Raw genomic sequence first — 21009 nt, forward strand, 5'->3', positions numbered from 1 at the left:
GACACCATGCCCGATAGATGGTGTCAGATGTGGATAAGTAGGGCCGACGGGACTCGAACCCGCACTGGTACGGACCTAAACCGTATGCCTCCTGCCAGTTGGGCTACGGCCCCTTAACCGCGTAGACCGTCATTTTCCACGACCACTGAGGCGGTCGACGAAGCTGACGGCCGATCGGGAAACCCGTTGGTGTCACGGCCTTCGGATCGTAGACCACGTCGGGTGCGACCACAGCCTGGCGGCGGGCCCCGGCATAGGTAGCGGTCTGACTGTGACAGTTGGGACACAGTAGCCGCAGGTTGTGCGGCCGGTTGTCCAGAAAATCGCCGTTGATGTGATCGACATGCAGGGTCAGGGGTGCCCCCTGCCAACTTGGGCCGGTGCCGCACACCTCGCACTCCTCCGGCAGCCCGATGAGCGCCAGTGCCCGCTTCAACCGGCTACCGGCGATCCGGCGCGATTCCTCGGGTCGCTGGACAAGGAGCGCCGCCGCCGGAACCCGGATGTTGTGTTGTCCTCGGTTGTGGGCACCCCCGGTGAAGTGCGAGGTGTCGATGCCAAAGCGCTTGAGTTGCCGACTGATGTGGGCGTGCGAGCCACCACTGAGGCGCACGCCCAGCAGCCGCATCACCTCGGTGACGCTGCGGGCCTGTGCCGCCGCGCTGGCCAGCGCCTCCGGCGGATACTTGTAACGAGCCACCAGCGCAGCGTAGTGGCCGGGTGTGACAGCTCAGTCGAGACCGAGGTCGCGGCGCAGCTTGGCGACGTGTCCGGTGGCCTTGACGTTGTAGAGCGCCCGCTCGATCTTGCCGTCGCCGTCGATGACGAAGGTGGACCGGATCACCCCGGTCACCGTCCGCCCGTACGACTGCTTCTCGCCGTACGCGCCGTACGCGGTGAGCACCGCCCGGTCGGCGTCGCCGACCAGCGGGAAGGTGATGGCGTCCCGCTCGCGGAACTTCGCCAGCTTCTCCGGCTTGTCGGGGGAGATGCCGATCACCTCGTAGCCGGCCGCCTGGAGCGAGGCGAGGGAGTCGCGGAAGTCGCACGCCTGCTTGGTGCAGCCGGGGGTCATCGCGGCGGGGTAGGCGTACAGGATGACCTTCCGACCGCGCAGGGCGGCCAGGGAGAGGGTCTCGCCGGTGTCGGTCGGCAGGGTGAACTCGGGCGCGGGGTCACCGGGGTTGAGGCGGGCTGGCGCGGTCATGGCCGAACCCTACCGCCGCGTCCCGCCGCCGCACCCCGCCGCGCCGTCCCGCGGCAGGACCAGGCAATGAGCTTGTTGCCAAGTATTTGCAACAACGTCTTCGTGGAAATAAGCTGACCTGGTCGGTGTGGGCCTGCCCGCCGCGCCTCGGGAGGTCGAGTGGAAGCCCTGGCGATGCACATCTCGAACGGGATCATCAACGGTCCCGTCGCCGCGCTCTTCGCCGCGTTCGCGCTGATGGTGCTGACGCTCTGCGTGCTGCGGGCCCGGCGCGACCTGGACGACCGGCTCGCCCCGATGGCCGGCCTGGTCGCCGCGTTCATCTTCGCCGTGCAGATGCTCAACTTCCCGATCCTCACCGCCGGGGTGAGCGGTCACCTGCTCGGCGGCGCGCTGGCCGCGCTGCTCGTCGGCCCGTGGGTCGGTGCCCTCTGCGTGGCGGTCGTGCTGGTCGTGCAGGCGCTGGTCTTCGGCGACGGCGGGGTGGCCATGCTGGGGCTCAACATCACCAACATGGCGATCCTCGGCACCGCCGTGGCGTACCTGCTGATCGCCCTGCTGCTGCGGGTGCTGCCCCGCACGCCGGCCGGCCTCGGCGCGACGGCCTTCGTCGCGGCGCTGGTCAGCGTCGTCGTCGCGGCCCAGGGCTTCGTGCTGCAGTACTGGCTCGGCGGCACCACCGACCTGGGCGGCAACCTGACCGGCCTGGCCGGCACCATGGCCGGCGCGCACCTGCTGATCGGCATCGGCGAGGGCCTGATCACCGCGACCACCGTGCTCACCGTCGCGAAGGTCCGCCCCGACCTGGTGTACGCGCTGCGCGCCCGCAAGCCGGCCACTCCGGCTCCCGTCGTCCCGGTCGCCGGAGGTGCCCGATGAGCAAGCGTCCCTGGGCCTTCGTGATCGGCGGGCTGCTGGTGGCCCTGCTGCTGGCCGGGGTGGTCAGCAACTACGCCTCGTCGCACCCGGACGGGCTGGACTCCTCGCTCCGCGAGGGCTGCACCGTCGACGCCGAGGGCGAGATCACCGGCGGCAGTTGCCCGGCCCAGCAGGAACGGGACCACGAGCTGGGCGACAGCCCGCTGGCCGACTACGGCGTCCGTGGGCTGGACAACGACTTCCTCTCCACCGGCCTCTCCGGCGTCCTCGGGGTGCTGCTCACCTTCGCCGTCGGCGGAGGCATCTTCTGGCTGCTGCGCCGCCGGGGCCCACAGCCGGGCGACGGCCCGCAGCCGGGCGACGCAGTGCAGCCGGGCGACGGGCCGCAGACCGGCGATCCGGGGTCGGCCAGCCAGCGCCCCCGCGCCGACGGTGACGCGACTCCCGTCACCAACGGTCGGTAGGCGCGTCGCCGATGGGAGCCGGTCACGCCCACCTGCTGCACCGGGACGCCGACTCGGCGGTGCACCGCCTCCCGCCCGAGGTGAAGATCGCCGCGATGGTGCTCTTCACCCTCGCGGTGGTGGCCACCCCGCGCGCCGCGTTCTGGGCCTTCGGCGGGTACGCCCTGCTGGTCGCGGCGGTCGCCGCGCTGGCCCGGGTGGGGCCGGGCTGGCTGCTGCGCCGCGCCACGATCGAGCTGCCGTTCGTGCTCTTCGCGTTCGCGCTGCCGTTTCTCGGCACGGGGGAGCGGGTCGAGGTGGCGGGGGTCGCGCTCTCCGTCGACGGGCTGCTCGGCGGCTGGAACATCGTCGCGAAGGGCACCCTCGGCGTACTGGCGTCGTTGTTGCTCGCGGCGACCACGACGACCCGGGACCTGATCGTCGGCCTGGACCGGCTGCGCTGCCCGCAGATCCTCACCCAGATCGCCATGTTCATGCTGCGCTACCTGGACGTGCTGGTCGGCGAGGCCCGGCGGATGCGGGTGGCCCGGGTCTCCCGGGGCGACGATCCGCGCTTCCTGTGGCAGCTGCGCGGCTTCGCCGCCGGCATCGGGGCGCTCTTCCTGCGCGCGTTCGAACGCGGGGAGCGGGTCTACCTGGCGATGGTGTCGCGCGGCTACTCCGGCCGGATGCCGGCGGTGTGGCAGGGCGCGGGCGCGGCGACCGCCGGGCAGTGGGTGGCCGGGGCGACGGTTCCGCTGGTCGCGGCCACCATCGCCGGCGTCGCCGTCGTCCTGACATGATCGGGTACGTGCAGGATCAACCGGCTCCACCGTCGCTCGACGTGCGCGGCGTGCGGTACGCGTACCCGGACGGGCACGTCGCCCTGCACGGGGTGGACCTGACCGTGCCGCGCGGGGCGCGGGTGGCGCTGCTCGGGCCCAACGGTGCCGGCAAGACCACCCTGGTGCTGCACCTCAACGGCATCCTCACCGCCACCGAGGGCACGGTGAGCGTCGGTGGCCTGCCGGTGAGCCGGGACCGCAAGACCCTCGCGGAGATCCGCCGACGGGTCGGGATCGTCTTCCAGGACCCGGACGACCAGCTCTTCCTGCCCACCGTCGCCGAGGACGTGGCCTTCGGGCCGGCCAACCTGGGGCTGCGCGGGACGGAGCTGACGGCCCGGGTCGACGAGGCGTTGGCGGCGGTGGGGATGACCGAGCACCGCGACCGCACCCCGCAGCACCTGTCGTTCGGGCAGCGCCGCCGGGTGGCGGTGGCCACCGTGCTGGCGATGCGGCCGGAGATCCTGGTGCTCGACGAGCCGTCGTCGAACCTGGACCCGGCGGCCCGCCGGGAGCTGGCGGAGATCCTGCGTGGGCTGCCGGTGACCCTGCTGATGGTCACCCACGACCTGCCGTACGCGTTGGAGCTCTGCGACCGCTCGGTGATCCTCGACGCCGGCCGCATAGTCGCCGACGCCCCCACCCGCACCCTCCTGTCCAACGCCCCCCTGCTGGCCCACCACCGCCTGGAACTCCCCCACGGCTACACCCCCTGACCCCACCCCCACCCCACCCCCACCCCCACCCCACCCCACCTCCCCGCCGAGGTTGATCAAGAGGTTTACGTCACTGGGGAGATCAAAATTGACGCAAATCTCTTGATCAACGCGGCCCCACCACAACCCCGGGGGTGGGGGGAGTGGGGGGAGTGGGGGTGGTGGGCGGGGGGTGGGAGAGGGCGGTGGAGCGGAGGCGGAGGATGCCGGCGGCGGTGGCGCCCGCGCCCGTGGCCAGGATCAGCACCAGCAGGGTGCGGGCCAGCTCGCCCGACCAGGGCAGCGGCGGGACGGAGCGGCTGAGGACGGCGAGGTTGCCGACGCCGGCGAAGAGGACGAGGCAGGTCCCGGCCAGCGCCACGGCGAAGTCGGCGGCCGGGCGGCGGGCCAGCGCGAGGCCGCCCGCCGCGAGCGCGCCGAGGCCGGTGAGCAGCGCCCAGAACTCCCCGGAGAGCAGGCCGCGCAGCACCTCGCCGACACCGGATGCCCCGGCGTCCACCACCCGGCCGATCGTGACGACGATAGCGGCGAGCCCTCCGGCGGCCAGCGCCGCGCCGACGCCGGCCAGCGCGCGGGCCCCGGCGGCGGTGCCGGTGGCCAGCAGCCCGGCGGCGCCGACCAGGAGGAAGCCGAGGGCGGTCGCCACCCACCAGGGGTACGGGTCCGGCGGCGGCACCCAGTCGAGGGTGCCCCGGATCTCCACCGGCTCGGTGCCGTCGCGCAGCGGGATCGTCCAGGCGCGTACCCGCTGCTCCCGGGTGGGGTCGGCGAGCACCTGCGCGGGCGGGTCGGATTCCTGCCAGAGGGCCCGCCGGTCGTGCCAGCGGGCCGTCGTTCCGTCGTCGATGCGCTGCCAGTGCGGGGCGGCGGCGGGATCGGCCTCGGCGGGCAGCGTGGCACCCTCGGCGAGGGTCCGGTTCAGGTACGTCGCGGGGGAACGGCTGTTCTCGAACACTCCGTCGGGGCCGACGCGCAGGTACGGCTCCCCGGAGTAGCCGATCACCTCGATCGCCCGCCCGGTGCGGTTGACCAGCTCCAACCGGACGCCGGCCTCCACCGCTCGGACGGTCAGCCCGGGGCGGGCCGGGGCGACCGAGGTCACCTCGGCCCGGTAGTCGGTGCCCTGCGGCGCCTCCCCGCCGTGCGCGGCGGCCGGCGCGGCGCCGGTCAGCACGGCGACCAGCCCGGCGACGACGACCAGCCCGGCGCGGCGGACCAGCCCGCCCCGGCGCGGCAGCCCGCCCCGGTGGACCAGCCCGGCCCGACGCGGCAGCCCGCCCCGGTGGACCAGCCCGCCCCGGCGCGGCAGCCCGCCCCGGTGGACCAGCCCGCCCCGGCGCGGCGGCGTGCCGGTCACCTGCCGGCCGCCGCCACCGCCGCCGTCAGGCCCTCGGGGCTGCGGTCGGCGAGCTCCTGGCCGTTGACCTTGATGGTGGGCGTGCCGGTGACCCCGGCCTTGTCCGCCTGCTCGGTGACGTGCTCGGTCCACGGCTTGAACTCGCCCTCCCGCAGGCAGGCGGCGAAGTCGTCCCGGTCCAGGCCGCTCTCGACGGCGATGTCGACCAGCTTGTCGTCGCTGAGGCCGGCGCCGCCCTCCGGGGGCTGCTGGTCGAAGAGGGCCTTGGCGAAGGGCCGGAACCGGCCGAGTTCGGCGGCGCAGCCGGAGGCGGCCGACGAGCGGGTGGAGTACTGGGTGGAGGAGTAGCGGTTCAGGTACGCCACCGGGTGGTAGACCACCTTGGCCTTGCCCTCGGCGATGAGCTGGTCGATGGTGGCCGAGCTGGCCTGCTCGAACTGCTTGCACGCCGGGCAGAGGAAGTCCGCGTAGACGTCGACGGTGACCGGGCCGGAGCCGGTGACCACGCCGGTGCCGGCCTCGTTGGACCCGGTGGGCGCGGTGAAGCTGTCGGAGCGTTGACTGCTCCAGGCGGCCCAGCCGATCCCACCGGCGATGACCAGCACGGCGACCGCCGCGATCGAGGTCCAGAGCGTCCGCCGGCGGCGGCGCTCCCGGGCCAGTTGTTCCCGTACCACCCGGGCGGCGTCCCGCTGCCCCTTGCGACTACTCATCGTCGTCCTCCACAGGTGCGCCCGCCAGCCAACCGTCGATGGAGACGGGGGTGCGGGGCCAAATCAGCAGGAACCCGGCCAGCGCCAGGAATCCCAGGTCCCGGAGGATCTCCGGGAGGTAGTTCGGGGACTGTCCGGCGGCGAGTTGACCGCCGCTGCCGAAGCAGCCGCAGTCGATGTTCAGGCCGCGCGCCCAGGCCGAGGCGATGCCGGCGACGAAGACCACCAGCAGCGCCGCCGAGACCCCGGCGGTGAGCCGGGTGGCCAGCCCGAGCAGCAGCAGCACTCCCAGCGCCAGCTCGACGAAGGGCAGCGCCGCGCCGACCACCGTCGCGACGTCGTACGGCAGCACCTCGTAGGCGTTGACGGCGCGGCCGGAGGCGGCCAGGTCGCCGACCTTGGTGGCGCCGGCGACCAGCCAGACGGCGGCCAGCCCCAGCCGGGCGGCGACGCCCAGCCAGGGGCGGACGGCGGGCCATCGGGCGGCGGCGGTGCGGGCTGCGGGGGGCACGCTCGTTTGTCGTCCCGAACCCGAGGAAAGTTCCCGTTCGTTGGCGAGTCCCGTCGCCGAGCGGGGGGACTCCTCGGGCGAGCGGGCCGCCTCGTCGGGTGAGCCCGGTGGCCGGCGCGGCGGGCTCATCGGGCGAGCCCTTCGCCGACCGAGGCGACCAGGTCGGCGCGGGCCCGGGCCACCCGGGAGCGGATGGTGCCGACGGGGACCCCGGCCACGGCGGCGGCCTCGGCGTACGACAGGCCCAGCAGTTGGGTGAGCACGAACGCCTCGCGTCGGTCGGTGGGCAGCCGGCGCACCAGGTCGGCGACGCCGAACTGCCCGGCGGGGTCCGGGTGCGGCCGGTCGGTGTGCGCGTGCGCGGCCAGCCGCTCGGTGAGCCGCCGGCGGCGGACCACGGCGCGCAGGTGGTCGGCGCAGGCCCGGCGGGCGATGCCGAGCAGCCAGGTGCGGACGCTGGAGCGCCCCTCGAAGCCGGGCAGCGCCCGGAACGCCCGCAGGTAGGTCTCCTGGGTCAGGTCGTCGGCGCTGTCGGCGTCGACGAGCGCGGCGGCGAACCGCCACACCTCGGCCTGGGTGGCCCGGACGAAGGCCACCTGGGCGGCCGGGTCGCCCTCGCGCGCGGCCAACGCCGACTCGGTGACCGCGTCGGTGTCGCCGTGCGTGCCCGGCGGCCGGACGCCGCCGATCGCGACGGCGCAGGGACCGACGGCGGCGGGTTCGCGTGGGGCGGGGATCACGTCACACCAGGGTACGCGGCACGTGACGGTCCGGCAGGGCCCTTCGGCCCTTCCATGGCGTACGCCACCGAGCGCCCTCCCGACGGAACCTGCCGACTGCCGTCCGGGGCCTTCTCGGCGCCGCCGCGGCCCGCCGTCCGGGGCCTTCTCGGTGCCGCCGCGGCCCGCCGTCCGGGGACTTTTCGCCGGCATCTCGGGGAACTTTCCCGGCGGGCGGCCCGACTACCTCCTCATGACGGGCGACGACGTGCGGGCGCTGCCGTCGCCGGGGCGGCGGGGCGCGGGTGAGGCCGCTCCCCCCGGTGCCGCCCCCGGCCCCGCCGGCCGGTCCGGGCCACGGGGTGCGCCGGATCACCCGGGTACGTCGGATCACCGGGGTGCCTGGGGTCGCCGGGTGGGCCCGTCGTCGGCGAGCATTGCCGGCATGACTGCTGCCAAACTCCGGCCTCCGCGTCGCCGGCTCGCCCGCGCGGGCGCGCTGGCCGGCCTGCTGGTCACCGTCGTCGCCCTGCTGCTCGCCCCGGCCACCCCCGCGAGCGCCCACGCGGTGCTGGTGAGCAGCAGTCCCGCCGCCTCCGCCGTGGTGCCCAGCGCATCCAGCGAGGTGGTGCTGACGTTCAGCGAGCCGGTGCGCAAGGTGACGGGCAAGATCCGGGTGATCGCCCCGAACGGCGCGCGGGCCGACCTGGGGGAGCCGTCCTTCGCCGAGGCCGTGGTGACCGTGCCGGTGGACCCGTCGGCCGGGCGGGGCACGTACCTGGTCAGCTACCGGGTGATCTCCGCCGACAGCCACCCGGTCTCGGGTGCGTTCACCTACTCCGTGGGCGCGCCGTCGACGCCCCCCACGGACTCCGGGGCGGCCGGCAACCGGGCCGACCCGGTGGTGGAGAACGGGATGAAGGTCGCCAAGTACCTCGGCTACGCGGGGCTGCTGCTGCTCGTCGGCCCGGCGCTGGTGCTCGGCGCGCTCTGGCCCCGGCGGCTGGAGCGCCGGGGAGCGGCCCGGCTGGCCTGGGGCGGGATGGGCCTGCTCGCGTTCGGCACGCTCGCGGAGCTGTGGTTGCAGGTGCCGTACACCGCCGGGGGCGGCCCGTTCGACGTGACCGGCGCGGGGCTGGGCGAGGTGCTGGGCAGCACGTACGGGGCGGCGCACCTGGTCCGGTTGGGCCTGCTCGCGGCGGCGGCGTTCCTGCTCCGCCCGCTCTTCGCCGGGCCGGTCGGCCGCACCGACACGGTGATCCTGGCGATCCTCGGCGGGGCCGCGCTCCTCACCTGGCCGCTGGCCGGGCACCCGGCGGCCTCGCCCGCCCCGGCCGTGTCGGTGCTGGTGGACGCGGTGCACCTGGGCGCCATGGCGGTCTGGCTGGGCGGGCTGGTGATGCTCGCCGGGTTCCTCCTGCGCCGGGCCGACGAGCGGGAGCTCGACGCGATCCTGCCGATCTGGTCGCGCTGGGCGGCGCTCGCCGTGGCGGCGCTGCTGCTGGCCGGCACCGTGCAGGCGCTCATCGAGGTGGCCACCCCGGCGGCGCTGGTCGACACCACGTACGGCCGGCTGGTGCTGGCCAAGGTCGCGCTCTTCGCGCTGGTGATCGCGGTCGCCGCGTACTCCCGCTCGCTGGTGCGGCGGCGGGCGGCCGCCGGGCGACCCACGTCGATGCGGCGGGCGGTCGTGGCGGAGCTGGCGATCACCGCCGTGGTGCTGGGGCTGTCGGCGGTGCTGGTGCAGACCACCCCGGCCCGCACCGCCTCCGCCGACGTCGCGGGCGCGACGACCGGGTACTTCACCACCACCCTGTCCAGCCCGCTGTACTCCCTGCAGGTCGAGCTGGACCCGGCCCGGCGGGGCAACAACTCCCTGCACCTGTACGCGTACACGCCGGAGAACCGGCCGCAGCCGGTGGCCGAGTGGAAGGCCACCGCCGCGCTGCCGTCGGCCGGGATCGAGCCGATCGAGATTCCGCTGCTGCCGCTGACCGACAACCACGCCACGGGGGAGATCAACCTGCCCGCCGTGGGCGATTGGCAGCTCCGCTTCACCGTCCGGACGTCGGACGTCGACCAGGCCACGGTGGGCGCCACCGTGGCGATCCGTTAACGAAAGGCACTCCCCATGATCCGTCACCGGCGTTCCGTCGCCGCCGTCGGCGCCCTCGGTGTCGTCGCCGCCGTGGTGCTGGGCGTGGCCGCGCCCGCCTCCGCGCACGTCTCGGTGGACCCGAAGCAGGCGACCCAGGGCGGGTACGGCCGGTTCGCGTTCCGGGTGCCCAACGAGAGCGACGCGGCCTCGACGACCAAGGTCGAGGTGCTGCTGCCGGAGAACGCGCCGGTCGGTTCGGTCTCCACGTTGCCGGTGCCGGGCTGGACGGTGGCCCTGGAGCGGCGCAAGATCGACCCGCCGGTGCAGGTGCACGGCAGCGAGATCGCCGAGGCGGTCTCGAAGATCACCTGGACGGCGACCGGGGGCGCGGCGGTCAAGCCGGGGCAGTTCCAGGAGTTCCCGGTCTCGATGGGGCCGCTGCCGCAGGTGGAGACGATGGCGTTCAAGGCGCTGCAGACGTACTCCGACGGCAACGTGGTGCGCTGGATCGAGGTGCCGACGCCGGGGGCCGAGGAGCCGGAGCAGCCCGCCCCGGTGCTCACCCTGACCGCCGCCGCCCCGTCGCCCGGGACCGCCGCCCCGGTGGCCGCCGGGGCGGACGACTCCGACGACGACTCCGACGACGGTGCCACGGGGACCGTGCTCGGCGCGGCGGGGCTGGTGGCCGGGCTGGCCGGCCTGGTGCTCGGCGGGCTGGCGTTCGTCCGTACCCGGCGGTCACCGGCCGCCCGCTCCTGACCCCGCCCGCGCCGGGCCCCTCCGGCCCGGGCTGGGTTCGTTCCGCTTCGTCGGCCCGCCGGCCCACCGGCGGGCCGACCCGTTTCCGGTGCGCGCCGTTTGCCGTTGCTGGTGATATCGGCTGATTGTGCGATTTGCGTCGGTAAGGTCGTGCGGGTACCCGGCCACGGAGAGGAACCACACGGATGCGATTCGCTCGCGCGCTCGTCGGCATGCTGCTGCTCACCATCGGGACACCGGCCCTGCTGGCCGGTGCCGCCCTGGGCCTCGCCGCCCGGCGGGTCGGCCCCACCGGCGGCTTCACCGCCCGGATCGGCGCGGTCGACCTGCGGGACTGGCTCGGCACCGGATGGCTGCCCGTGGCGGGCTGGGTGTCGATGGCCCTGGGCGGTCTGCTGGTGGTCTCCGCCGCGCTGCTGCTGCGACCGGTGCGTCCCCGTGAGGTGGTCTTCGTGGTCGAGCCCGACCAGGTCCCGGTGCTGGCCGGTCGGCTCGGGGTGACCTCGCTGGCCGGGCTCGGGGCGGAGCCCGCGCCGGCCCCGACGGCCCATGCCGAGCGGTCGCTGGTGGCCGTCGGCCCGGCCGCCGAGCGGCCCCGTCGGGCCCTCGGGCCCGCTCCGGCCGGCCGCCCGGCCACCCTGGCCGACTTCGGCCCGTCGTCGCGGCCGAAGCCGCCGGCCTGGCCGCCGCTGACCCCGGAGGCGACGGCCCGACCGCTGCGGATCGAGCCGCGCCGCATCCGGCCGGCCGCCCCCGGCGGGGTCCGAGCCCGCCAGCCCTCCTGACCGGAGGCTCCGCCGGCTGCGCGCCCCGGCCCTCGCGTCGTTCGCCGCAACGCGAGCGGCCCTCCGTGCTGCCGACACGGAGGGCCGCCGCACCGGGGATCGGTGCCACGGGAGATGCCCGAGATGTGCCAATACTAGCCGGTAGGGCCGTTACTTGGGGGGAGTGTCCATTTGATGTGATTCTTTGCCCGGGGTGGCGGCCTGCGCGGGGGCCCGCGAAACCGGCAGGGTCGCCACCAGCAGCAGGCTCAACAGCACGTACGCGTTGCGGACCAGGAAGTCCCCGGGCGAGTCGGTGCGGACCGGGGCCACCCCCCAGTCCTGGAACGAGACCACGCCGTAGACGATCACCACGGCGGTGCCGACGGCCAGGCCGACCAGCCACCGGCGACGCCGCGCCCCACCCGGCCTGGCCGGGTCCTCGCCGAGCGCCGCGTCGGCCAGCACCACCACCGCCGGGACGAACCAGTAGATGTGGTGGGTCCAGGTGATCGGGCTGACCAGCGAGCCGACCAGCCCCGCCAGGGTCAGCCCGGTGAGCGCGTCGCCGGCGGTGGCCGCGCGGGCGGCCCGCCGCAGCCCGTACGCGGCGATCAGCCCGACCAGCGCCAGCCAGAGCACCCGGTTCGGCTCGGCCGGCGCGGTGAGGCGACTGAGCAGCCCGAACAGCGACTGGTTGCCGGTGTAGTCGGTGCGGCCGACCCGGTTGGTGGCCCACAGCTCGTGGGTGAAGAACCGCCACGAGTCCGCCGGGGCCACGGCCGCCGCCAGCAGGGTCGCCCCGGCGGCGGTCGCCGACGCCACGGCGGCCTCCCGCCAGCGCCGGGCCGCCAGTAGGTGGACGATGAAGATGCCGGGGTAGAGCTTCAACGCGGTGGCCAGCCCGACGCCGACCCCCGCCCAGCGCCGCCCCTGCGGCACCGCGAAGAGCAGGTCGGCCAGGATCAGCACGACCAGCAGCATGTTGATCTGGCCGAAGGTGATCGTCTCCCGGGTGCTCTCGACCGCGAAGACCAGCAGCACCGCCACCGTGAGCGTGAACGCCCGGCGCAGGCCGTGCCGGGCGATGACGGGTGCGAGCAGCCACCGGGTGGTCACCACCACGGCGAGCGCGGTCAGGATCGTGAAGACCGCGATCGTGAGCCCCAGCGGCAGCAGCGCGAAGGGGCGCAGCAGCAGCGCGCTCAGCGGCGGATAGGTGAAGTAGAGCTCGCCCTGGACCCGGTCCGACTGCGCGTAGTCGTAGAGCGGGTGGCCGGCGGCCCACCAGTCCATCGCCCGCATGTAGATCTTCAGGTCGAAGAAGTCGTGCACCAGGCCGGGCAGGTAGAGCGCCGGCAGGACGGCCGCCAGGGCCAGCACCGTGACCAGCCGTCGGATCCGGCGGCCACCTGACTCGTCGGCGGCGACGGAGGGTGGCGCGATCGGTTCGGCTGGCACGGGAAAACCCTAGCGGTCCGATCCGCCGACCGGGCCGAGGCGCGGTGGCGTGGGCTGCGCGTAGGCTGTGCGGCGTGGCTGACCTCCTCGTCTGGATCGACTGTGAGATGACCGGCTTGGACCTCGGCAGGGATGCCCTGATCGAGGTCGCCGCGCTCGTCACCGACCCCGACCTCAACGTGCTCGGCGACGGCGTCGACGTGGTGATCCACGCCGACGAGGCGGCGCTGGCGGGCATGCCGGAGATCGTCCGCACGATGCACGGCAAGTCCGGTCTCACCGAGGAGGTCCGGCGCTCCGCCGTGACCCTCGCCGAGGCCGAGGACCTGGTGCTCGACTACGTCACCAGCCACGTCAAGGACCCGCGCACCGCGCCGCTGTGCGGCAACTCCATCGCCACCGACCGGGGCTTCATCGCCCGGGACATGCCCCGCCTGGACGCGCACCTGCACTACCGCATGATCGACGTGTCGTCCATCAAGGAGCTGTGCCGGCGCTGGTACCCGAGGGTGTACTTCGGGCAGCCGCGCAAGGGCCTGGCGCACCGGGCGCTGGCCGACATCCGGGAGAGCATCCGCGAGCTGGAGTACTACCGGCGCACCGTCTTCGTCCCGCTGCCCGGCCCGGACGTGGACGCCGCCAAGGCCATCGCCGCCGAGCTCTGACCGGCGAGGCCGGGCGCGGTCGGGCTCCGAGGGGCCGGACCCCGAGCCGTCGAGCCCGCCGGGCCTGGGCCGGTGCCGCGCTCGGGCGGCGGGCGTCAGCGGGCGGTCAGGCCGCGTCGGGTGGAGGCGCCGGCCGGTAGCCGGTCCAGCTCCGACCAGCTCAGGGCCGGCTCCGCCCGGCGCGCGTCGCGGGCCTCGCGGTACGCCGGCTGGGCCAGGAAGTGCGCGACCGCGCGCCACCGGCCCGCCGTGTCCTGCTGGTGCCTGTGCTCAGGCAAATTCGGCATGACTACACCGTCCCAGAGAAAGTTGTCCAGGTATGGAACTGGGTATGACGCTCGATCGATGCGTCCGGTTCCCGTCACCGGCAACCGGGCGGGGAACCGACAGTCATCGGTGATCTTCCGGTACGACTACCCGCCCACGACGGGCCCAATCCGCCCGCGGGAACGCCGGCCGGCCCGTCCCGCCGTCGGCGTGCCGGGCCGGGAGATCGGCGGAAGGGGCGCCGCCGGCCCCGAGCGGCGTACCATGATCATGTTGCCACCGTCGAGGCGGCGGCGCGGCGGAGGGGGGCGACCGGTGCTCGACCGGCGGCTGTACCTGCACCTGGCGACCTGGCTCGGTCGGTGGCCGGCCGGCAAGGGGCTGCACGTGGTCGGCTCGTACCGGCGGGACCTGCCGGCCTGGGACGGCCGGCTCCGCCCGGCGATCGCGGTCGACGACGGCCGGGGCGCGGTGCTCTCGGTGCCGACCCGGCACGTCCGGGCGGTCCGGGAGCTGGCCCGTCGCCCGGACCGGCTGCTGGCCGGCCTGCCGGCCGCCGTGGGCCAGCCACGCTGGGTGGGCAGTGACGACGTGTTCCGATGGACGGTGGCCCCGGCCCCGCTGCCCGAGGTGGGGGAGTGGGTCCGGCCGACCGAGCCCGGCCTGCCCGGGTGGCTGGGCCTGTTCGACCGGGAGGTGCTGGTGGTCCGCGACGCCGACGGGAACTACCTGGCCGGCGTGGCGATCAAGCGACACGACGCGCACGGCCACGAGCTGGCCGTCGGCACGGTGCCGGCCGCCCGGGGTCGGGGGCTGGCCCGGCGCCTGGTCGCGCGGGCCGCCCGCCGGGTGCTCGACGAGGGCGCGGTACCGACGTACCGGCACCGCCGCGACAACGCGGCGTCGGCGCGGGTCGCGGAGGCCGCCGGCTTCGCCGACCGGGGCTGGCGGTCGTACGGGGTGTACCCGCCGTGACCAGCCCATCGGCCGGCGCCGATGATCCACTCCCGCCGGTGTGATGACCGACACGGTGGGGTAGAGGTGGCCGCATGGCCGATAACCGCTCTTCTGTGCCCCCATCGGAACCGGATCCCGACTCGGAGGCGGAGCCGGGCCCCGCAGGCCGACCCGGCCCGCAGGATCCGCCGGCCGGGTCGGGTCGGCCCGGTGGGCGGGGGCCCGTCGCCGAAGCGGGGCGGGACAGCGTCGCCGAACCGTCGCGGCGCAAGGACCGCACCCACTACCTCTACCTCGCGGTCATCGCGGCAGTCGTCGCGGGCATCGTGGTCGGGCTGCTCTTCCCCGACTTCGGCAAGTCCCTCGCGCCGCTCGGCACCGGCTTCGTCAACCTGATCAAGATGATGATCGGGCCGGTGATCTTCTGCACCATCGTGCTCGGCGTGGGCTCCGTGCGGAAGGCCGCGCAGGTCGGCAAGGTCGGCGGCCTCGCCCTCGGCTACTTCCTCTTGATGTCGACCGTGGCGCTCGGCATCGGCCTGGTGGTCGGCAACCTGATCCACCCCGGCTCGGGGCTGCAACTGGACGAGGCGCTGGCCGGCGCGGGCCGGAAGGCGGCCAGCGGGGAGTCCGAGGGGACCGTCGAGTTCGTCCTCGGCATCATCCCGACCACCCTGTTCTCCGCGCTGACGGCGGGGGACGTGCTCCAGGCGCTCCTGGTCGCGCTGCTGGTGGGCTTCGCGGTGCAGAGCCTCGGGGCGCGCGGTGAACCGGTGATCAACGCCATCGCCGTGCTCCAGCGGGTGGTCTTCAAGGTGCTCGCGATGATCATGTGGCTGGCGCCCATCGGCGCGTTCGGCGCGATCGCCGCCGTGGTCGGCGCGACCGGCGTGGACGCCCTGAAGAGCCTGGCCCAGATCATGCTCGGCTTCTACGCCACGTGCGTGATCTTCATCTTCGTGGTGCTCGGCCTGCTGCTCTGGTTCGTGGCCCGGATCTCGATCTTCAAGCTGCTGCGCTACCTCGGCCGGGAGTTCCTGCTGATCCTCTCCACCTCGTCGTCGGAGTCGGCGCTGCCCCGGCTCATCGCCAAGATGGAGCACGTCGGGGTGAGTAAGCCGGTGGTCGGCATCACCGTCCCCACCGGATACTCGTTCAATCTCGACGGCACCGCGATCTACCTGACCATGGCCTCGCTCTTCATCGCCGAGGCGATGGGCAACCCGCTGTCGGTCGGCGAGCAGATCTCGCTGCTGCTGTTCATGATCATCGCGTCGAAGGGGGCGGCCGGGGTGACCGGCGCCGGCCTGGCCACCCTGGCCGGTGGCCTCCAGTCGCACCGCCCGGACCTGGTCGACGGGGTGGGCCTGATCGTCGGCATCGACCGGTTCATGTCGGAGGCGCGGGCGATGACCAACTTCGCCGGCAACGCCGTGGCCACCGTGCTGGTGGGCACCTGGACCCACGGTTTCGACCGGGACCGGGCGCGGCGGGTGCTGGCCGGCCACGACCCGTTCGACGAGGCGACCATGCTCGACGAGGACCACGACGACGTGCCGCGCGACGGCACCCAGGCCGACGCCCGGGTCGCCGACCCGGCCCGCCCGGTGCCCGCCCCGCGCTGACCCCCGCGGCAGGGCGCGGACCGTGGATCCCGGCCGGATCCACGGTCCGCGTGCTTTCCCCGGGCCCGCGCGTCAGGTCTGCGGCGTCCATGACGCTACGTATTCCCGCGCGGCGCGACGGGGCGGGGTCAGCCGGTCAGGCCCAGCGCCTGCGCCGCCGCCCGCCCGTTGGCGTGACTCGCCCCGTACGTGGTGACGAACGCCCGCGCGCCGGCCGGCCGCCAACTGCCCGGCCACCCCATCTCGACCACCGTCACCGGATGCGCGGCGGCCAGCGCGGCCACCAGGTCGGCGCAGTCGGGCAGCCGGTGCAGGTTCCGGCCGACCAGCACGATCGGCCGGGCACCGGCGAGCGCCCGCAGGGCCGTCACGTCGGTCTCGGCGGCCACCACCCGCACCTGCTCCAGCGCGGCGGACAGGTGCGGGCCGAGCCCCCACGGCACCCGCCCCTCGGCCACCGTGGACGCGGCGTGCAGCTGCACCACCAGCGGGGCGACCGGCCCGGCGGGGTCGCCCTCCACCCGGACGGCCCGCCGCGCGGCGGCGTACCCCAGGTCGGTGGTGGGCGGCAACGGGCCCCCGGCGGCCCGGGTCCAGGCGGCCAGCGCCGCGGCCCGGCCGGCGGCCTGCTCCACGCGGGCCCGCTCCAGCCGGCCGTCGCCGAGCGCGTCGACGATCTCGGCGACCACCCGCTCGACCAACTCGGCGTCCACCTTGAACCCGATGCAGAGCAGGTCCGCCCCGGCGGCCAGCGCCCGCACCGCCGCCGGGCCGACGCCACCGGCGGCCAGCACCGCGCCCTGCATCTCCAGCGCGTCGGTGATCACCGCCCCGGTGAAGCCGTACTCGCGGCGCAGCAGGTCGACCAGGATGGCCCGGCTGAAGGTCGCCGGGGCGTCCCCGGTCAGCGCGGGCACCCGGATGTGCGCCGTCATGATCGCCCGCACCCCGGCGTCGACCACGGCCGCGAACGGCGGCAGGTCCCGCTGGCGCAGCACCGCCGGTGACACGTCGACGGTCGGCAGCTCGTGATGGGAGTCGGCGATCGTCGCCCCGTGGCCGGGGAAGTGCTTGGCGCAGGCGGCGACGCCGGTGGACTGGAGGCCGGCGACGGCGGCGGCCGAGTGCACCGCCACCCGGGCCGGGTCCGCGCCGAACGAGCGGGTGCCGATCACCGGGTTCTCGTCGGCCGTGTTCACGTCCACGGTCGGGGCGAGGTCGACGGTGATCCCGAGCGCCGCCAGCTCCGCCCCGATGGCCGCGTACACCCGCTCGGTCAGCGCCGGGTCGTCGACCGCGCCGAGCGCCGCGTTGCCCGGGTACGGGCTGCCGGTGGCATGCGCCAACCGGGTCACGTCGCCGCCCTCCTCGTCGATGGCGACCAGCACGTCGGGCCGGGCCGCCCGCAGCGCCGCCGTGCTCGCCGCGAGCTGGGCGGGGTCGTGCACGTTCGTGCCGAAGAGGGTGTGCCCGGCCAGCCCCGCGTCGACCAGGTCGACGGCCCAGCCCGGCGGGACCGGCCCCGGGTAGGCGGCCAGCAGCGTGCCCAGCGCGAGTCGGCGCAGTCCTGGATCGATCCCCACGGGTGTCCCCTTCCGGTGCCGGCGAGGGCACACGAACGTCGGGCCGGGGCCGCCGGCGGGTCGCCGGCGGCTGCCGGGTCGTCCGACCGCCCCGGTTCCGGGCGGCCGTTACGCTACGGGCACCCGTCTGCTGGTCGGTTGGTCGGCAAAGTTTACGAAAGCTAATGAGGACGTGGCATGAGTGCGACCCGGCTGCCCGGCACCCCCCGCCTGTTGCGGGCACTCAACGACCGAGCGGCGCTGGAGCTGCTCCTCGAACAGGGCCCGCTGACCCGGGCCCGGCTCGGCGAGCTGACCGGGCTGTCCAAGGTCACCGCGTCCCAGCTGGTCGAGCGGCTGGAGGAGCGCGGCCTGGTCACCCGGGTCGGCGAGCAGGCCGGCGGGCGGGGCCCGAACGCCCAGCTCTACGCCGTCCGGCCGGGCAGCGCGTACGTGGTCGGGGTGGACGTCGGCGCGGAGCGGGTCGTCGCGGCGTGCGCCGACATCACCGGCGCGACGGCCGGCCGGGTGGAGCTCTCCACAAGGGACACCGACGACCCGGTGGGCGTGGTGCACAACGCCGTCGTGCAGGCCGCCAGCAGCGCCGGGGCCGAGCTGGCCGCCGTACGCCGGGTGGTGCTGGGCACCCCCGGCCTGGTCGACCCGGGCACCGGCGACATCACCTTCGCGTTCAACCTGCCGCGCTGGCACCGGGGCCTGCTGGCCGCCCTGCGCGAGGACCTGGCCACCCCGGTCGTCTTCGAGAACGACGTCAACCTCGCCGCCGTCGCCGAGGCGCAGTCCGGCGCGGCCCGGCAACTGCACGACTTCGTGCTGGTCTGGGTGGGCGCCGGCATCGGCCTGGCGATCGTGCTCGGCGGTCGGCTGCACCACGGCAGCACCGGCGCGGCCGGCGAGATCGGCTACCTGCCGGTGCCCGGCGCGCCCATCCCGCGCGACGTCTCCCGGCGGGCCAAGCCGGCCTTCCAACGGCTCGCCGGCGCCGACGCGGTGCTGGCGGTGGCCCGCGAGCACGGCTTCGCCGCCGACGACGCCGCCGAGGCGGTACGCGCGGCGGTCAAGGACGAGGTCGCCGGCGGCCCGCTGCTCGACGAGCTGGCCCGCCGGCTGGCCCTGGGGGTGGCCAGCACCTGCGTGGTGCTCGACCCGCCGCTGGTGGTGCTCGCCGGCGAGGTCGGGCACGCCGGCGGCGCGGCGCTCGCCGACCGGGTGCAGCGGGAGGTCGCGGCGATCACCCTGGTGCAGCCCCGGGTGGTGCCGACCGGGCTGACCGAGGAGCCCGTCCTGCACGGTGCGCTGCGCACCGCCCTGGACGCGGTCCGCGACGACCTCTTCGGCAGCACCGTGAGCTGACCGCACCCGGCCGGGACCGGGGGCGCGCGGCCTCAGATCAGGTCGCGGCGGTGGAACGCGGCGAACGCGGCCAGCGTCAGCCCGCCGATCACCGCCAGCAGCACCGCCAGCCCGGACTCCCAACCGATCACGTACGAGCTGTCGCAGTAGCCGCTCACGTGCTGGCAGACGGTGGAGTCGGCGAGCCGGGCCTGCCCGGTCAGCCAGGCGTCGAAGTACGTGGAGAGCATCCAGTCCTCGCCCCGGGGGATGCCCACCACCTCCACCACCACCCGCAGGCCCAGCTCCCACACCACCGCGTACGCCATCACCGCGCCGAGCGCCGCCGCCGTCCGCCGGCCCAACGTGGCGATGGCGAAGCCGGCCGTCGCGACGAGGAGCACCAGCACCACCCCACGGGCCCAGATCAGCCCCAGCGACGGCCAGAAGTCCCCGCCGGTCTCCCCGGGCATGCCGGCGGTCTGCCCGATCAGCCAGAACGCGCCCCCGTACGCCGCCGAGGCCAGCACCGACACCGCCGTCAGCGCGCCGAGCAGCGTGCCCAGCTTCGCGCCGAGCACGGCCAGCCGCCGGGGCCGCCAGATCAGCAGGTTGACCACCCCGCCGGTGGCCAGGTCCGCCCCGATGTACGAGGCGCCGACCAGGAACCCGAACAGCACCAGGAACGCCATCAGCAGGTACAGCAGCGGCCGGGCCTGGTCGGCGAGGTTGAACACCCCCTGTAGGTGGTCGGCGGTCGCCGGCAGCCGTTCCCGCTGGGCGGGGTCGAAGACCGAGCAGTCCTCCGGGAAGCTCTCCGCCTCCTCCGGCGGCAGGCCCCCGCGCATCGCCGTCAGGCACTTCTGGAACGTCGACTCCAGGGCCTGTCGCTCCTCGACCGCAGCCTGCCGGGCCGAGGCGATCTCGCCAGGTGACGGCTGGTGCGAGCCGACCAGGGTGGTCACCGCGGTCACCGCGAACGCCACCACCAGCAGCGCCAGCATGAGCTGGACGAAGCGGCGCGCGGCCAGCCGCTCCAACTCGGCCCGGACCAGCTTCACGCCCTCGCCTCCCTGGCGTCGTCGGCGAGCACGCCGAGGTCGATCAGCGGTGCCCCGTCCGGGGCCTGCGGCGGCACGTACGCCGGACCGGGCGGGTGGGGATCGTGGGTCCGTTCGTCGGTCAGCTCCAGGAAGACGCTCTCCAGGTCCGGCCGCAGCGGAGCCAGCTCGCTGACCCACAGGCCCCGCTCGCCGAGCAGCCGGCTGATCTCCCCCGCGTCCGGCACCCCGCCGACGACCAGGTGGTCGGCGTGCTCGTCCACCGGCAGGCCGGCCTCGCGCAGCAGCTCCGCCGCCCGCGTCGGCTCGGGCACCCGCACCCGCCACTCGTGCTGGTCGTGACCGGCCAGCACGTCGTGCACCGCGCCGGCGGCGACCCGCCGGCCCTTGGAGACGATCGTCACGTGGTCGCAGATCAGTTGGATCTCGCCGAGGATGTGGCTGGACAGCAGCACCGTCACCCCGGCGGCGGCCAACTCCCGCATCAGGTCCCGCATCTCCCGGATGCCCGCCGGGTCCAGCCCGTTGGCCGGCTCGTCCAGGATCAGCAGCTCCGGCTCCTTGAGCAGGGCCGACGCCACCGCGAGCCGCTGGCGCATGCCCAGCGAGTAGCCCTTGACCTCGTCGTGGCCCCGGCCGTGCAGCCCCACCCGCTCCAACACCTCGTCGACCCGTCGGGTCGGCACCCCACCGGCCAGGGCGAGCAGCCGCAGCGTGCGGTGCCCGGTGAAGTTGCCGAAGAACTGCGGCGTCTCCACGATCGCCCCGACCCGCCCGGCCACCGCGCCCTGCCGGCGGGGCAGCTCCTCGCCGAAGAGCCGCATCCGGCCCGCGTCGGCGCGGACCAGCCCCAGCAGGGCGCGCAGCGTGGTGGTCTTGCCCGAGCCGTTCGGCCCCAGGAAGCCGTGCACCTCACCGCGGCCGACGAGCAGGTCGAAGCCGTCGACGGCGACCTGCCGGCTGCGGGACGGGCCGTGGAACGTCTTGCGCAGCCCCTCGATCTCGATGACGGCGCTCACTCGGCATGCCTCCGACGGCGGTACGGCA

22 protein-coding genes and 1 tRNA gene are annotated in these 21009 nt (G+C 74.9%); 11 read left to right on the forward strand and 12 right to left on the reverse strand.

From position 1 onward, the window contains the following. Nucleotides 1–38 precede the first annotated feature (38 nt). From ACLQ2V_RS09030 to bcp, 3 genes are all read right to left on the reverse strand, one after another. Nucleotides 39–113, reverse strand: a tRNA-Leu gene (locus ACLQ2V_RS09030). After that, complete coding sequence (locus ACLQ2V_RS09035; protein ID WP_425717941.1) at nucleotides 104–700, reverse strand: HNH endonuclease signature motif containing protein; 597 nt, start codon at nucleotides 698–700, stop codon at nucleotides 104–106. The genes ACLQ2V_RS09030 and ACLQ2V_RS09035 overlap by 10 nt, the downstream gene beginning before the upstream one ends. A 30-nt stretch (nucleotides 701–730) precedes the next feature. Beyond that, nucleotides 731–1207 carry a thioredoxin-dependent thiol peroxidase gene (bcp, locus tag ACLQ2V_RS09040; protein ID WP_425717942.1) on the reverse strand — a complete coding sequence of 159 codons (477 nt, stop codon included), beginning with the start codon at nucleotides 1205–1207 and terminating at the stop codon, nucleotides 731–733. A gap of 159 nt (nucleotides 1208–1366) precedes the next feature. Here bcp and ACLQ2V_RS09045 point away from each other — a divergent pair, with 159 nt between their 5' ends. Genes ACLQ2V_RS09045 through ACLQ2V_RS09060 form a run of 4 tightly spaced genes read left to right on the forward strand, consistent with a single transcriptional unit; the run spans nucleotide 1367 to nucleotide 4090 of the window. After that, entirely contained in the window at nucleotides 1367–2086 is a 720-nt protein-coding gene (locus ACLQ2V_RS09045) for an energy-coupling factor ABC transporter permease (RefSeq protein ID WP_425717943.1), read from the forward strand. Next, nucleotides 2083–2550, forward strand: coding sequence for a PDGLE domain-containing protein (locus ACLQ2V_RS09050; protein ID WP_425717944.1), 468 nt, complete (start codon nucleotides 2083–2085; stop codon nucleotides 2548–2550). Before ACLQ2V_RS09045 ends, ACLQ2V_RS09050 begins: the two co-directional genes overlap by 4 nt. A gap of 11 nt (nucleotides 2551–2561) precedes the next feature. After that, entirely contained in the window at nucleotides 2562–3332 is a 771-nt protein-coding gene (gene cbiQ / locus ACLQ2V_RS09055) for a cobalt ECF transporter T component CbiQ (RefSeq protein WP_425717945.1), read from the forward strand. After that, nucleotides 3329–4090: an energy-coupling factor ABC transporter ATP-binding protein gene (locus ACLQ2V_RS09060; protein WP_425717946.1), complete on the forward strand. Its 762-nt coding sequence runs from the start codon at nucleotides 3329–3331 to the stop codon at nucleotides 4088–4090. Before cbiQ ends, ACLQ2V_RS09060 begins: the two co-directional genes overlap by 4 nt. A 106-nt stretch (nucleotides 4091–4196) precedes the next feature. Here ACLQ2V_RS09060 and ACLQ2V_RS09065 read toward each other — a convergent pair whose 3' ends face one another. The 4 genes from ACLQ2V_RS09065 to ACLQ2V_RS09080 all read right to left on the reverse strand — a co-directional run bounded on the left by ACLQ2V_RS09065 (nucleotide 4197) and on the right by ACLQ2V_RS09080 (nucleotide 7411). After that, nucleotides 4197–5447, reverse strand: coding sequence for a hypothetical protein (locus ACLQ2V_RS09065; protein ID WP_425717947.1), 1251 nt, complete (start codon nucleotides 5445–5447; stop codon nucleotides 4197–4199). Next, the gene (locus ACLQ2V_RS09070; protein WP_425717948.1) at nucleotides 5444–6160 is read right to left on the reverse strand and encodes a DsbA family protein; all 717 of its coding nucleotides are present in this window, start codon (nucleotides 6158–6160) and stop codon (nucleotides 5444–5446) included. The genes ACLQ2V_RS09065 and ACLQ2V_RS09070 overlap by 4 nt, the downstream gene beginning before the upstream one ends. Beyond that, nucleotides 6153–6671 carry a MauE/DoxX family redox-associated membrane protein gene (locus tag ACLQ2V_RS09075; RefSeq protein ID WP_425717949.1) on the reverse strand — a complete coding sequence of 173 codons (519 nt, stop codon included), beginning with the start codon at nucleotides 6669–6671 and terminating at the stop codon, nucleotides 6153–6155. The genes ACLQ2V_RS09070 and ACLQ2V_RS09075 overlap by 8 nt, the downstream gene beginning before the upstream one ends. 125 nt (nucleotides 6672–6796) lie before the next feature. Then, nucleotides 6797–7411: a sigma-70 family RNA polymerase sigma factor gene (locus tag ACLQ2V_RS09080; protein WP_425717950.1), complete on the reverse strand. Its 615-nt coding sequence runs from the start codon at nucleotides 7409–7411 to the stop codon at nucleotides 6797–6799. Nucleotides 7412–7835: 424 nt separating this feature from the next. On the opposite strand from ACLQ2V_RS09080, the gene ACLQ2V_RS09085 reads away from it, so the two are divergent. From ACLQ2V_RS09085 to ACLQ2V_RS09095, 3 genes are all read left to right on the forward strand, one after another. Further along, nucleotides 7836–9506 (forward strand): copper resistance CopC/CopD family protein, encoded by a 1671-nt coding sequence (locus ACLQ2V_RS09085; RefSeq protein ID WP_425717951.1) that lies wholly within the window; start codon nucleotides 7836–7838, stop codon nucleotides 9504–9506. Between the two features lie 15 nt (nucleotides 9507–9521). Then, nucleotides 9522–10247, forward strand: coding sequence for a YcnI family protein (locus tag ACLQ2V_RS09090; protein ID WP_425717952.1), 726 nt, complete (start codon nucleotides 9522–9524; stop codon nucleotides 10245–10247). Between the two features lie 185 nt (nucleotides 10248–10432). Beyond that, nucleotides 10433–11032, forward strand: coding sequence for a hypothetical protein (locus ACLQ2V_RS09095; protein ID WP_425717953.1), 600 nt, complete (start codon nucleotides 10433–10435; stop codon nucleotides 11030–11032). A gap of 150 nt (nucleotides 11033–11182) precedes the next feature. Here ACLQ2V_RS09095 and ACLQ2V_RS09100 read toward each other — a convergent pair whose 3' ends face one another. Then, a complete protein-coding gene (locus tag ACLQ2V_RS09100) occupies nucleotides 11183–12472 on the reverse strand; it encodes a glycosyltransferase family 87 protein (RefSeq protein WP_425717954.1) in 1290 nt (429 codons plus the stop codon). A gap of 74 nt (nucleotides 12473–12546) precedes the next feature. On the opposite strand from ACLQ2V_RS09100, the gene orn reads away from it, so the two are divergent. Continuing rightward, nucleotides 12547–13137, forward strand: a complete 591-nt coding sequence (gene orn / locus ACLQ2V_RS09105) for an oligoribonuclease (protein ID WP_425717955.1) — start codon at nucleotides 12547–12549, stop codon at nucleotides 13135–13137. A gap of 95 nt (nucleotides 13138–13232) precedes the next feature. On the opposite strand, the gene ACLQ2V_RS09110 is transcribed toward orn, so the two are convergent. After that, nucleotides 13233–13424: a DNA repair protein gene (locus ACLQ2V_RS09110; RefSeq protein ID WP_425717956.1), complete on the reverse strand. Its 192-nt coding sequence runs from the start codon at nucleotides 13422–13424 to the stop codon at nucleotides 13233–13235. 250 nt (nucleotides 13425–13674) lie between these two features. Here ACLQ2V_RS09110 and ACLQ2V_RS09115 point away from each other — a divergent pair, with 250 nt between their 5' ends. Both ACLQ2V_RS09115 and ACLQ2V_RS09120 read left to right on the forward strand, forming a co-directional pair. Further along, nucleotides 13675–14379: a GNAT family N-acetyltransferase gene (locus tag ACLQ2V_RS09115; protein ID WP_425717957.1), complete on the forward strand. Its 705-nt coding sequence runs from the start codon at nucleotides 13675–13677 to the stop codon at nucleotides 14377–14379. Between the two features lie 95 nt (nucleotides 14380–14474). Further along, complete coding sequence (locus tag ACLQ2V_RS09120) at nucleotides 14475–15986, forward strand: cation:dicarboxylate symporter family transporter (RefSeq protein WP_425717958.1); 1512 nt, start codon at nucleotides 14475–14477, stop codon at nucleotides 15984–15986. 128 nt (nucleotides 15987–16114) lie between these two features. Here the strand turns inward: ACLQ2V_RS09120 and ACLQ2V_RS09125 are convergent, their stop codons facing one another. After that, nucleotides 16115–17569 (reverse strand): glycoside hydrolase family 3 N-terminal domain-containing protein, encoded by a 1455-nt coding sequence (locus tag ACLQ2V_RS09125; RefSeq protein WP_425717959.1) that lies wholly within the window; start codon nucleotides 17567–17569, stop codon nucleotides 16115–16117. A 177-nt stretch (nucleotides 17570–17746) separates the two neighbouring features. Between ACLQ2V_RS09125 and ACLQ2V_RS09130 the strand changes: the two genes are divergently transcribed. Further along, entirely contained in the window at nucleotides 17747–18922 is a 1176-nt protein-coding gene (locus tag ACLQ2V_RS09130) for an ROK family transcriptional regulator (RefSeq protein WP_425717960.1), read from the forward strand. A 32-nt stretch (nucleotides 18923–18954) separates the two neighbouring features. Here ACLQ2V_RS09130 and ACLQ2V_RS09135 read toward each other — a convergent pair whose 3' ends face one another. Both ACLQ2V_RS09135 and ACLQ2V_RS09140 read right to left on the reverse strand, forming a co-directional pair. Then, nucleotides 18955–19962, reverse strand: a complete 1008-nt coding sequence (locus tag ACLQ2V_RS09135; protein WP_425717961.1) for an ABC transporter permease subunit — start codon at nucleotides 19960–19962, stop codon at nucleotides 18955–18957. Next, on the reverse strand, nucleotides 19959–20981 hold the full coding sequence (locus ACLQ2V_RS09140; protein ID WP_425717962.1) for an ATP-binding cassette domain-containing protein: 1023 nt from the start codon (nucleotides 20979–20981) through the stop codon (nucleotides 19959–19961). Before ACLQ2V_RS09140 ends, ACLQ2V_RS09135 begins: the two co-directional genes overlap by 4 nt. Nucleotides 20982–21009: the final 28 nt, after the last annotated feature.

Source organism: Micromonospora sp. DT233 (assembly GCF_049841815.1).
Taxonomy (GTDB): Bacteria; Actinomycetota; Actinomycetes; order Mycobacteriales; family Micromonosporaceae; genus Micromonospora.